At 72.7% G+C, this 11,224-nt stretch carries 14 protein-coding genes; 5 read left to right on the forward strand and 9 right to left on the reverse strand.

Annotated features, from left to right (window positions below; translation table 11 throughout):
- The coding region (locus IFT36_RS12825) for a M23 family metallopeptidase (protein WP_200413323.1) at positions 1-1,023 on the forward strand (1,023 nt) is incomplete at its 5' end.
- 10 nt (positions 1,024-1,033) lie between these two features.
- Here IFT36_RS12825 and IFT36_RS12830 read toward each other — a convergent pair.
- The 3 genes from IFT36_RS12830 to IFT36_RS12840 form a co-directional block, all read right to left on the reverse strand.
- Positions 1,034-1,294: a Txe/YoeB family addiction module toxin gene (locus IFT36_RS12830; RefSeq protein WP_200413324.1), complete on the reverse strand. Its 261-nt coding sequence runs from the start codon at positions 1,292-1,294 to the stop codon at positions 1,034-1,036.
- The gene (locus IFT36_RS12835) at positions 1,291-1,542 is read right to left on the reverse strand and encodes a type II toxin-antitoxin system Phd/YefM family antitoxin (protein ID WP_054145051.1); all 252 of its coding nucleotides are present in this window, start codon (positions 1,540-1,542) and stop codon (positions 1,291-1,293) included. The genes IFT36_RS12830 and IFT36_RS12835 overlap by 4 nt, the downstream gene beginning before the upstream one ends.
- 89 nt (positions 1,543-1,631) lie before the next feature.
- Positions 1,632-2,531: a LysR family transcriptional regulator gene (locus IFT36_RS12840; protein ID WP_200413325.1), complete on the reverse strand. Its 900-nt coding sequence runs from the start codon at positions 2,529-2,531 to the stop codon at positions 1,632-1,634.
- 71 nt (positions 2,532-2,602) lie between these two features.
- On the opposite strand from IFT36_RS12840, the gene IFT36_RS12845 reads away from it, so the two are divergent.
- Positions 2,603-3,574: an EamA family transporter gene (locus IFT36_RS12845; RefSeq protein ID WP_200413326.1), complete on the forward strand. Its 972-nt coding sequence runs from the start codon at positions 2,603-2,605 to the stop codon at positions 3,572-3,574.
- Here the strand turns inward: IFT36_RS12845 and IFT36_RS12850 are convergent.
- Positions 3,564-4,040: a GNAT family N-acetyltransferase gene (locus tag IFT36_RS12850; protein WP_054145054.1), complete on the reverse strand. Its 477-nt coding sequence runs from the start codon at positions 4,038-4,040 to the stop codon at positions 3,564-3,566. The two genes, IFT36_RS12845 and IFT36_RS12850, sit on opposite strands and share 11 nt — an antisense overlap.
- Positions 4,041-4,254: 214 nt before the next feature.
- On the opposite strand from IFT36_RS12850, the gene IFT36_RS12855 reads away from it, so the two are divergent.
- On the forward strand, positions 4,255-4,932 hold the full coding sequence (locus tag IFT36_RS12855; RefSeq protein WP_200413327.1) for a ScbR family autoregulator-binding transcription factor: 678 nt from the start codon (positions 4,255-4,257) through the stop codon (positions 4,930-4,932).
- Between the two features lie 43 nt (positions 4,933-4,975).
- Here the strand turns inward: IFT36_RS12855 and IFT36_RS12860 are convergent, their stop codons facing one another.
- From IFT36_RS12860 to IFT36_RS12875, 4 genes are all read right to left on the reverse strand, one after another.
- Complete coding sequence (locus tag IFT36_RS12860; RefSeq protein ID WP_200413328.1) at positions 4,976-5,941, reverse strand: hypothetical protein; 966 nt, start codon at positions 5,939-5,941, stop codon at positions 4,976-4,978.
- Positions 5,938-6,675 (reverse strand): response regulator, encoded by a 738-nt coding sequence (locus IFT36_RS12865; RefSeq protein ID WP_159826655.1) that lies wholly within the window; start codon positions 6,673-6,675, stop codon positions 5,938-5,940. The genes IFT36_RS12860 and IFT36_RS12865 overlap by 4 nt, the downstream gene beginning before the upstream one ends.
- Positions 6,672-7,931 carry a sensor histidine kinase gene (locus tag IFT36_RS12870; RefSeq protein ID WP_200413329.1) on the reverse strand — a complete coding sequence of 420 codons (1,260 nt, stop codon included), beginning with the start codon at positions 7,929-7,931 and terminating at the stop codon, positions 6,672-6,674. Before IFT36_RS12870 ends, IFT36_RS12865 begins: the two co-directional genes overlap by 4 nt.
- A gap of 166 nt (positions 7,932-8,097) precedes the next feature.
- A complete protein-coding gene (locus tag IFT36_RS12875) occupies positions 8,098-8,718 on the reverse strand; it encodes a superoxide dismutase (RefSeq protein ID WP_055976080.1) in 621 nt (206 codons plus the stop codon).
- Between the two features lie 175 nt (positions 8,719-8,893).
- Here IFT36_RS12875 and IFT36_RS12880 point away from each other — a divergent pair, with 175 nt between their 5' ends.
- A complete protein-coding gene (locus tag IFT36_RS12880) occupies positions 8,894-9,472 on the forward strand; it encodes a molybdopterin-dependent oxidoreductase (protein ID WP_200413330.1) in 579 nt (192 codons plus the stop codon).
- A complete protein-coding gene (locus IFT36_RS12885; protein WP_236556982.1) occupies positions 9,469-10,383 on the forward strand; it encodes a ferredoxin reductase domain-containing protein in 915 nt (304 codons plus the stop codon). The genes IFT36_RS12880 and IFT36_RS12885 overlap by 4 nt, the downstream gene beginning before the upstream one ends.
- 50 nt (positions 10,384-10,433) lie before the next feature.
- Here the strand turns inward: IFT36_RS12885 and IFT36_RS12890 are convergent, their stop codons facing one another.
- Positions 10,434-11,111: an SDR family NAD(P)-dependent oxidoreductase gene (locus IFT36_RS12890; protein ID WP_200413331.1), complete on the reverse strand. Its 678-nt coding sequence runs from the start codon at positions 11,109-11,111 to the stop codon at positions 10,434-10,436.
- Positions 11,112-11,224: the final 113 nt, after the last annotated feature.

Here is an 11,224-nt window from a genome sequence, read left to right on the forward strand (position 1 = left end):
CGCGAGCTCGACGCTCTCGTCGACGGCCGCGTGGACGGCCACGCGCGTCGAGAGGAGCTGGTGCGCGCCGAGGCCCGCGAGACCGCCGACTCCTCACGACGGGTCGTCGGCCAGGCCGCCGCCCTGCTGGCCCGCCCCGGCAGCGGGGGCATGGTGGGCGACCTGCTCGCGGCCGGCGACGGCGCCCAAGAGGTGCTCAAGGGGCTGAGCCTGTCGAGCAAGCTGGGCGAGAACGTCGGTCGCCTCCGCGAGCGGGCCCAGGCCGCCGACAACCTCGCGACCTCGCTGGCCGACCAGGCCGCCGTGGCGCTCGCCGAACGCGACCGGCTCGCGGCCGACGCGCAGACCGCACTCGACGAGGCGGCCGCGGCCAGCGTGACGGCCGAGGCCGACCTCGCGGCCGTGGACGACGAGAAGGCCACCCTCGCCGCCCAGGTCGCCCTGCTCGAGGACGACCGCATGACGCTCGAGCAGGCCTACGCGCAGGCACAGGCGGCCGCGGCTGCGGCCGCCGCCGCCGCTGCGCGTCCCGCCCCCGCCGCGGGTGGTGGCACGGGCCCCGTCGCGCCGGGCACGGGCGGTCCCGGCCCGGGCGTCACCGTGCCCGACCCGGGCACCGGGTGGGTCGCCGCCATCCGCGCGTTCGGCTCGTACCAGGCCTACGGCTACCGCATCCACCCGATCACGGGCGAGTACAAGCTGCACGCCGGAGCCGACTTCGGGGCCTCCTGCGGCACGCCGATCTACTCGGTCTCGGCCGGTCGCGTCAGCTACGCCGGGCCGTCGAGCGGCTACGGCAACCTGATCGTCGTGGACCACGGCGGCGGGGTCAGCAGCGCCTACGCCCACATGGAACGCAACGGCATCTACGTCTCGGTCGGCCAGCAGGTCGCGGCCGGCCAGAACATCGCCGGCGTCGGCACCTCGGGCGGCTCGACCGGCTGCCACCTGCACCTCGAGGTGCGGCAGGGCGGCGTCCCGACCGACCCCGTGGTCTTCCTCGCGTCGAAGGGCGTCCGCTGACGACCCGAGTTCAGCTCGAGTACTGGTAGCGGCACTGCGCGATCAGGACGTCCGTCTCGGTCACCTTGTAGACCAACCTGTGCTCGTCGGTGAGGCGGCGAGACCAGAATCCGTGGAAGCCGTGCTTCAAGGCCTCGGGCTTGCCGATGCCTTCGTTCCCGTTGCGTTCGATGTCGCGGATCAGGGTGTTGATGCGCTTCAGCACCTTCCGGTCTTGCGTCTGCCAGTACACGTAGTCGTCCCAGGCGTCGTCGTCGAAGACGATCCTCATCCGTGCAGTTCTCGCTCGCTCCCGCCGCCCTCGCTCAGACGCTCGATCGCGCCGAGCAGGCGCCGCGCGTTGGCCGGGCTGCGCAAGAGGTAGGCCGCCTCTTTCAACGACTCGTAGTCGTCGAGCGCGACGAGCACGACGGGATCGTGCCCGGCGCGGGTGATGACGACCTCTTCGCGATCGTCGATGACCGCGTCGAGCGTCGCCGCGTAGTTCGCCCGCGACTCGGAATAGGTGAGTGTCTTCATCGTTCCTCCTGAGTACAGGAAATTGTACGTCCGAGAGGTCCGTGTCACAAGACGGCGAGGAGACTTCGCGCGCCTCGTCCATCGGTTCGTCAGATCGACGCGGCTTCGGCCCGGATCTCGTCGACGACGGTGCGGACGGCCGGCCGGGCCGCCCGGTCGGGTCGCATCAGCGCCTCGAGGTGGCGCCCGGCGCGGACGTTCTCGAGCGTCGCGAGGTGGAACCGACCTGGCGCCCGCGAGGCCGACGTGTGACGCGGGACGAGGGCGACCCCGTGGCCGGCCGCCACGAGGTTCTCGATCAGGGGCAGGTGCACCGTGCGGTGGACGACCTCGGGTGCGACGCCCGACTGCAGGGCCATCGACACCAGCACGCGGTCGATCGGGTAGCCCTCGGGCACGCCGATCCACGGCTCGCGGATGACGTCGTCGACGGCCACCCGACTGCGGTCGGCCAGTCGGTGGCCGAGGGGGAGGGCGACCTCGAGCGGTTCGCGCAGCAGCGACACGACGGTCGTCGAGCCTCGGCCCGGCGGCAGCACGCCGTCCGACCGGTGGGCGAGCACCACGTCGAAGTCCGCCGTCAGCGGGGCGAACTCGTCCTCGGAGACGTCGCGGTCGGCCACGTCGAGCTCGATGCCCGGGTGCGACCGCATGCGGTGCAGCACTCCGGGCAGCAGGAGCTCGGCCGCCGAGGCGAACACGGACACCCGCACGACGCCACCCGTGCCTCCGCGGACGGCGTCGAACGCCGCCTCGGCCTCGGCGACCGCGGTCGCGACCCCGACCGACGCCCGGGCCAGCGCCCGGCCCTCCTCCGTGAGCACGACGCCCCGGCCGACGCGACGGACGAGCTCGACCCCGAGCTGACGCTGCACCGTCTTCAGCTGCTGTGACACGGCGCTGGGTGACCGGTGCGTGGCGGTCGCGACGGCGGTGACGCTGCCGCGGTCGGCGAGTTCCCGCAGCAGGTCGAGATGGGTCAGATCCATGAAGGCAGCCTACAAAGTGCACGCGGCGATCTGCGCTGGTCCTGAACGGTCCGGCACGCCACGATGGAGACGTGACCGTCCGTGACCGCCTCCTCGCCCTCGTCGTCGCCGTCTGCTGGGGCATCAACTTCCCCGTGACGGCGATCGCCCTCGAGCACTTCCCGCCGTTCCTGCTCGTGGCGCTGCGCTTCACGTTGCTCGCGGTGCCGACCGTGCTGCTGGTGCCGCGTCCGGCGATCCCGTGGTCGCGCCTCCTGCTGGTGGGGGCCACCCTCGGCATGCTGCAGTTCGCCTTCCTCTACCTCGGCATCGCGGCGGGCATGCCCTCGGGTCTCGCCTCGCTGGTGCTGCAGGCGTCGGCGCCGTTCACGGTCGTGATCGCCGGCTTCTGGCTCCGGGAACGCATCACCCGTCGGCAGGCGATCGGCATCGGCATCGCCGTGGTGGGGCTCGTCGTCATCGCGGGGCACCGGTCGCAGGTCGCCGCGTTGCTCCCGGTCGTGCTCACGCTGTGCGGTGCGCTCGGCTGGGCGATCGGCAACGTGGCCGTCCGACGGGCCGCGCCGCCCAACCCGATGCACCTGACGCTGTGGATGTCGATCGTCGCGCCGGTGCCGATGCTCGCCCTGTCGTTCGTCGTCGAGGGCCCCGAGCGCATCGGTGAGAGCCTCGGCACGGTCTTCACGCTCGAGGCGCTGCCGTCGGTGCTCTGCCTGCTCTACCTCGTGCTGATCGCCTCGGTCGTGGGCTACGGCATCTGGACGCGCCTGCTCTCGGTCTACCCCTCGGCCACTGTCGCACCGTTCTCGATGCTCGTGCCCGTGGTCGGCGTGCTGGCCTCGTGGCTGGCGTTCGGCGAGGTGCCCGACCTGGTCGAGCTCGTCGCCGGCGTCGCGGTGGTCGGCGGCGTGCTCTACGCCAGCCGGGTGCCGAGAGCCCGCGCCGCGGACGGCGACCCCGAGGAGGCGCGGGTCGCCCCGCCCGAGCCGGTGCCCGTCCCCGAGACCGACACCGCGCCTCCCGGGTCGCCCCTCAGGCGGTGACGGGCTTCTTCATCTGCACGGCGGTCGTCTCGTAGCCGAGCGATTCGTAGAGGTGGCGGGCGACCTCGTTGTAGCCGAACACATTCAGGCCGAGGGTCTCGGCGCCGTGACGGGCGGCGGCCTGCTCGGCGAGGAGCATCGTCGCCCGGCCGAGTCCGGCACCGCGGTGGGCCTCGTCGATCTCGACGTCGAAGACCCACCAGTCCGACGAGCCGGGCACGCGGGGTGCGATCCAGAGGATGCCGACGGGCTCACCCGGTCGGGCGTCGTCGATGACGTCGTAGACGAGGTGGCCCTCGGCCGGTGCCCCGTCGGGGAAGGCCTCGCCGAACGAGCGTCGGGCGGCCTCGGCGGCCTGCTCGGGGGTCTCGCCGGCGAGCACGCGGGACTTCTCGTACTCGGCGGTCGAGCGTCGCATCCAGGGCACGAGGCGGGAGGTGGGCATGGGCACGAGGCTGAGCGTCATGCCCGCACGCTAGCGCGCCGTGACCATGCGCGGCACGCGACGTCACGAGCCGCAGGCGGACCGGTCGGTCGTACCCCGAAACGCTTCGCCACGCGTACCCCGGCGACGGTCGGAGGGCGCAGGTCGCCCCGGTAACGTGTGCAGCGGCCGGCGGGGGGCGGCCGTGCGGTGCCTCGCAGGGGCACCGTCTCGACCCGCAGGAGAGACCCACCCGATGCCCCAGCAGAAACGTGCCCAGGCGACCCGCGCCGCCATCATCCGAGGGGCCGCCGTCGTCTTCGACGAGCACGGCTACAGCGAGGCCTCGCTCGACCTCGTCGCCGAGACCGCCGCCGTGACCAAGGGCGCGCTCTACTTCCACTTCCGCTCGAAGGCCGACCTCGCGAACGCGGTCATCGCCGAGCAGCACGCGCTCTCGCGCGCCTACGCCGACCGGGTGTCCGAGACCGCGGGCAGCGGTGCCGAGGCGCTCATGCTCTCGTGCGCGTCGCTCGCCACGCAGCTCACCACCGAGGTGCTCGTGACGGCGGGCATCCGTCTGACCACCCAGTCGCCGAGCCGCGACCTCCGGGTCGAGCACCCGTACCTCGACTGGCAGGCCCAGATCTCGGGGCTCGTCGAGCGCGCGGTCGCCGAGGGCGACTTCCGGGCCGACACCGACGTCGAGAGCGTCGCCCGCTTCGTCGTCGGGTCGTACGCCGGCGTGCACATCGTGTCGCAGGCCCTGACCGCCCGCGCCGACCTCTTCGACCGGCTGCGCGACATGTGGGCGTTCGTGCTGCCGACGGTCGTGGCCCCCGGGCACGAAGGCCTGACCAGCTCGTTGCCCCCGCTGATCAGGCCGTCGGACGTTCCCCCGTCCCCCGACGTGTCCTCTGTGGACCCAGTTTAGATACTGGCCGACCGGTTTCCCAGTCCCTCGAGGAGGGGGCGGGTCAGGACGGTGGCCGCGGCGGGGTGAGCTCGGCCAGCACCCGCCGGATCTCCGCGTTGTCCGCGGCCAGGGCCGCCGTGTCGATCCCGGAGAGCAGTTCGCCGTCGTCGTGCGGCACGGTGAGCTGCCGCTGCCACTCGGCCTCGTAGAGGGCGTCGCGGTAGCCGGAGGACTCACGGCACCGGGCGTCGGCCGTCGCGATCTCGATCTCGTCGTCGGTCGGCGACGTGCTCGAGTCGAGCGTCTCGAACCGGTCGGCCATCTCGAGGGTCGGCATGCCCGACGGGTCGGAGGCCACGTCGCCCACCCGGGCGTCTTGCATGCACCCGCGCCAGTCGTCCCAGGTCGCCGTCACCGTGGGGTCGTCACGGGCCCCCTCGAACGCGGCGTTGTTCAGGCGGACGAGCGACTGGGTGCGGTTCGAGTAGTCGTCCAGTGACGGCACCGTCCCGCGGGCGCGCTGCACGCAGGTGTCGAACCGGGCGGACCTCTCGTCCGTCCAGGGTTGCGACGAGAACTCGGACCAGGCGGCCGCCCCCGCGTCGATGACCGACAGGGCGTGGTAGCCGCGGGTCTCGGCCGTCGCCAGGTCGAAGGCCCGGAGGCGCAGCGAGCCGTTCATCGACAGCTCGCCCGCCCGGTCGCCCGCCGCCACGTCCCGCCACGGCACCACGAAGTCGTCGTGACCGGCCGCGACCATGCACTGCTGCGCGACGAGCAGGAGGGCGTAGGACGACGAGGTCTCGCCGACCGGCACGTACCGGTCGAGCGGCATCGTCCACGCGTCGACGTCCTTCTCGGGGAGGTCGGGCAGGGCGTAGGCGGCGTTGGCCGGGATGCCGTAGGCGACGACGCCGGCGACCACCGCGACCACGGCTGCGAGCGTCACCCGCTTCGCGCGTCGCTGTCGAGGCGAGACTCCGCCGGGCGGGACGTCGCGGGTCGGGACGTTCTTCTCGTCGGTCATCGCGTGGCCCCCTCGTCGTCGCGGGCCGGGCCCACCAGGTCGTTCTCGTAGGCGAAGACGACGATCTGCACGCGGTTGCGCATGCCGAGCTTCTGCAGCACGGCGCGCACGTGGCTCTTGACCGTCGCCTCGCTCAGCCACGCGCTCTCGGCGATCTCGGCGTTGCTCAGGCCCCGTGCCACGAGCAGGAAGATCTCGCGCTCGCGGGGCGAGAGCACCTCGAGCGGTTCGGTCCGCCGCTTCGGCGACGGGGTCGGCACGGCGAACGCGTGCACGACGTCGAGAGCGGCGGCCGTGGTCGGGACGGGCTCGCCGGCCGCCGCCGCGCGGATCGTCGTCAGCACCTCGTCGGGCGTGGCGTCCTTCGTGAGGAACGCGTAGGCCCCGGCCTTCAACGCGCTGAACACGGCCTCGTCGCGCTGGATCGTGGTCAGGGCGACGACGCGCGGGGCCGAGTCGGGGTCGGTGCCGGCCGCCGCCACGATGCGCGTGGTGGCCTCGAGGCCGTTCATCACGGGCATGCGCAGGTCCATCAGCACGACGTCGGGCCGCTCACGCTCGACCAGGGCGACCCCGGCCGCCCCGTCGACGGCCGTGCCCACGCAGACCAGGTCGGCCTGCGCCTCGATCAGCATCTGCAGCCCGGAGGCGAACAGCGGCTGGTCGTCGACGACGACCACCCTCACGAGGGCAGGAGGCGCGGTGCGCGTCGTCGCGGTCGTCACGTCGGTCATGCGGGTTGCTCCGTCCAGGACTGCAGGAGTCCGATCGGTTCGGGAGTCGGCAGGAAGGCGGTGACGACGAAGACGCCGTCGTCGCCGAGCTCGGCCGTCAGCCAGCCACCGGCGAGCCGGGCCCGTTCGGTCATGCTGGCGATGCCGGTGCCCCGGCCGGTGCCGCGGCGGGCGGCGACGAGCGGGTCGTCGCCCGACGACGTCACCAGCAGGGCGAGGCCGGGCCCCCGCCAGTCGAGGGCGACGTCGACCGTGCTCGACGAGCCGGAGTGCTTGAGGGCGTTGGTCAGGCTCTCCTGCACGATGCGGAAGACCGCGAGTTCTTGCGAGGGCAACAGTTCGGAGGCGTCGCCGAGGTGCCGCAGGGTGACGGTCATGCCCACGTCGCGCATCGTCGTCGCGAGTCGGTCGAGGTCGGCGAGGGTCTCGCGGGGCGTCACGTCGTCGGCGTCCTGCTGGATGCGCTCGACCAGGTGCCGCACGTCGACCAACGAGGTGCGGCCGACGTCGGCGATCGTGCGCAGCGCCTGCTCGACGACCTCGGGACGGGTCGCCGACAAGGCGAGGGCGCCCTGCGCCTGCGACACGATCACCGCCAGCGAGTGGGCGAGGGCGTCGTGCACGTCACGGGAGATCCGGGCACGGTCGTGGGCGAGGCGCAGCTCGAAGTCCGTCTCGTGGAAGCGCGTCTCGGTGCGCTCGAGCACCTGCCCGATGCGGCGGACCCGCAGCACGCTCGAGAGGAAGATGCCGACCGCCCAGGCCGCGGCCGCGGCACCGAAGAGCGAGGCCGCCAGGGTGATCACGTCGGTCTTCGTGCCCTGGCCGCCGCCGACCCACGACGACCACACGTACGGTCGCGCGAGGGTGGGCACGGCCATCGCGATCGCGGCGAGTCCCGACGCGAGGCCGGCGGCGGCGAGGGCGACCAGCCGCACGGCGACCGAGCGGGCGAACGCCGCGAAGAACGACACGAACGCGAGGGCGAGGTACGTGGGCCAGGTGGTGTCCGTCGGGGGCTGCACCCAGCCGGCGAGCTGCAGGGCCGGGATCGTCACCATCAGGCCGATCGACGTCCACGGCATCCAGACCGCGAGGCCGACGGCCAGGCCGAAGAGCCCGAACAGGACGACGTTCTCGACGATCTCGCCCCGGCCGGCCTCGGCGATCGTCCACAGCAGCACGAAGACCGCGGCGGCGACGGGGGCCGCGAGGCGCGGCACCCAGGTGCGCAGGTCGTCGGGGATGGTGTCCATGTCGACGACCGTAAGGCGTCGTCGACCGGCCGCGCGCGCCTCCTGCGGGGTTTTCATCCTTGAGGACGAACGCGCCGGGGTGGGGACGAGCCGTCGGGCCCCGGGGACGCGGCGACGGCGCGCCCCCGGGTGGGGACGCGCCGTCGGCGTGGTGGGACTGGAGGGACTAGAGCGTGATCAGACCGTCGGTCTTGGTCGTCGCGGCGGCGAGGCGGGCCTCGACGTTGCTCCAGTTCACGATGTTCCAGAAGGCCTTGACGTAGTCGGCGCGCACGTTCTGGTAGTCGAGGTAGTAGGCGTGCTCCCACACGTCGAGCATCAGCAGGGGGACGAGGCCGAACGGCACGTTGCCCTGCTGGTCGAAGAGCTGGAAGACGCTGAGGCGCTGGCCGAGCACGTCGTACGCGAGCACGGACCAACCCGAGCCCTGCACTCCGAGCGCGGTGGCGGTGAAGTGGGCCTTGAACTTCTCGAGGTCGCCGAAGTCGCGGCCGATGGCCTCGAGCAGGTCGCCGGTGGGCTCGCTGGTCTCGGGGGTGAGGTTCGTCCAGAAGATCGAGTGGTTGACGTGGCCACCGAGGTTGAAGGCGAGGTCCTTCTCGAGCTTGTTGACGTTCGCCAGGTCACCCGTCGAGCGGGCCTCGGCGAGGGCGGCGTTGGCCGTGTTCGCGCCGGTGACATAGGTGTTGTGGTGCTTGGAGTGGTGCAACTCCATGATCTTCGCGCTGATGTGCGGCGCCAGAGCGGAGTAGTCGTAGGGCAGATCGGGCAGGGTGTACTCAGCCATGTGGGGTCCTTTCGAATTGACCTGCATCCACCGTACGACCTCCACCCATGCCGGGGTCAACGTTCTCCCAGCGCGGACGCAGCCTCGGGGCCCGGCGCCGTCGGGGGTCGTGCGTAGGCTGACGGGCGTACGACGCACCCGCGAACGACCCCGCTCCACCCCGAGGAGGCGCACCATGGCAGGATTCACCGGCTTCGGCAGGCGACGCGCGGCCGACCCGCGACTGCCCCCGGGGCAGTACCTCGAGAGCGGGTTCCCGGTCCTGTCGGCCGGCCCCACGCCGAACATCAAGCGGTGGGAGCTCCAGGTCGCCACCGAGACCGGGCAGCGCTCCCTCACCTGGGCCGACTTGCAGGCCCTGCCGCACGAGGCGATCGAGACCGACATCCACTGCGTCACGAGCTGGTCGAAGCTCGGCACCCACTGGCGGGGCGTCTCGCTCGACACCCTCTTCGACGGCCTCGAGACCACGCACGAGTTCGCGATGGCGACCAGCCACGGCGGGTACACGACCAACCTGCCGCTCGGCGAGCTGCTCGGGGGCAAGGCCTGGGTGGTCGACACCTACGAGGGGCAGCCGCTGCACGCCGAACACGGCGGCCCCGCGCGCCTCTTCGTGCCCGGCCTCTACTTCTGGAAGAGCGCGAAGTGGCTGCAGGGCATCCAGACCATGGCCACCGATCGTCGCGGCTTCTGGGAGAGCATGGGCTACCACCCGCACGGCGACCCGTGGAAGGAAGAACGGTACGCGTGAGCGACCCCGTTCCCGACCCCGGGGTCGGCGGCGTCACCGGGCTCGACCCTGCGGGTGATCCGTACGCCTGGCTGCCCGCCACGATCGTGTCGTCGGTCGCGCAGACGCCGCGGGCCCGGTCGCTGACCCTCGCGGTGCCCGGCCTCCGGCCCGCGCGAGCCGGCCAGCACGTCGACCTGCGGCTGACCGCGGACGACGGGTACACGGCCGTGCGGTCGTACTCGCTGAGCGACGTCAGGGCCTCCGGTGGCCGCGACGGGGCGCGGGGCGCAGGAGGGGCGGGCCCGGTCCCGCAGATCGAGGTCACCGTCGAGCGCCTGGACGACGGCGAGGTCTCGCCCTACCTGGTCGACGCGGCCGAACCCGGCGATCCGATCGAGGTGCGCGGCCCGATCGGCGGCTGGTTCGTCTGGCCGCCGACCGAGTTCGAGCCCGACTCGGCCGTCCACGCGGTGCTGCCCGAGCCCGAGGGGGCGACCCCGCCGACGGCGGCCCCCGTGCAGTTGATCGGTGGGGGCTCGGGCGTCGCGCCGCTGATGGCGATGGTGCGGACCCGAGGCCGGGACGCACCCCCGATGCGTCTGCTCGCCTCGGTGCGCGACCCGGGTTCGCGGTGGTACGTCGGCGAGCTGGACGAGGCCGCGCGCGCCTCCTCGGCTCGCGACGCGACGGGGTCTCGAGCGCCCCTCGTGGTCGACTGGGTCTTCAGCCGCACGGCTCCCGAGGGGCACGCACGGCCGGCGGGCCGACTCACCCGCGACGAGCTCGAGCGGCTCGTGCTGCCCGCGTCCGAGCATCCGTTGGTCTACGTCTGCGGGGCGAACTCGTTCGTGGCGGTCGTCGCCGGCTGGCTGGTCGAGCTCGGGCACGCGCCGACCCGCGTCCGCACCGAACGCTTCGGCGGCGTCTGAGGCCGCCCGCCGTCCGGCGGAGGTACCAGCCCCCACCCGAACGCCGGGCGTCAGGCGGGCGTGCCCTTCTCGGGCGCCGTGGTCCGGAAGTCGCCGCGCGTGACGTGCTGCTGCCAGAGCAACTCGGCCAGCGCCTCCGGGCTCTTGTCGCTGCTCTCGGGCTCGATGCCGCCGGGGATGATCAGCTGACCGACGTGGATGCCCTCGCCGGCGAGCTCGTCGTGGAGCAGCTGCGCGTAGGCGGTCAGCCCGGCGAAGGCGATGGAGGTGCCCGTCACCTTCGCGCCGGGCGTGACGGCCGAGCCGCCGTTGACGAAGAGGATGGTGCCGCCGCCGTCGGGCAGGAACCGCATGCCGGGCAGCACCTGGTGCACGGCTGCGACCGGCCCGTAGATCGAGAACTCGACCGGACCGACCAGGTCGGCGGGCATGGTCTCGAGCACGGGACGCATGAAGTCCTTCTGCGGCAGCGGGCTGTACTGCATGACCTGGATCGGTCCGAGCTGCTCGGTCGCCTGCTCGAGCGCGGCGGCGATGCTCGCCGGGTCGCGCACGTCGGCGGTGAAGCCCTGGGCCGTGACGCCGTCGGCCTCGAGTTCGGCCGCGAGGGCGTCGAGCCTGCCCTGGTGGCGGGAGACGAGGGCCACGCTGAAGCCCTCCGCGCCGAATCGTCGGGCCACGGCAGCGCCGAGCCCCTTGCCTGCACCGATGATCGCGAGTGTCGTCATGGGACCCATCCAACCGAGGAGGCGCGGGCCGGCACCCAGCCGGAGGGGTACGCGGGCCGCGTGGCCGCGTGGCCGCGTGGCCGGGTCGCCGGGTGGCCGCGTAGAGCGGGCAG

Source organism: Frigoribacterium sp. CFBP 13605 (assembly GCF_014839405.1).
Classification (GTDB): Bacteria; Actinomycetota; Actinomycetes; order Actinomycetales; family Microbacteriaceae; genus Frigoribacterium.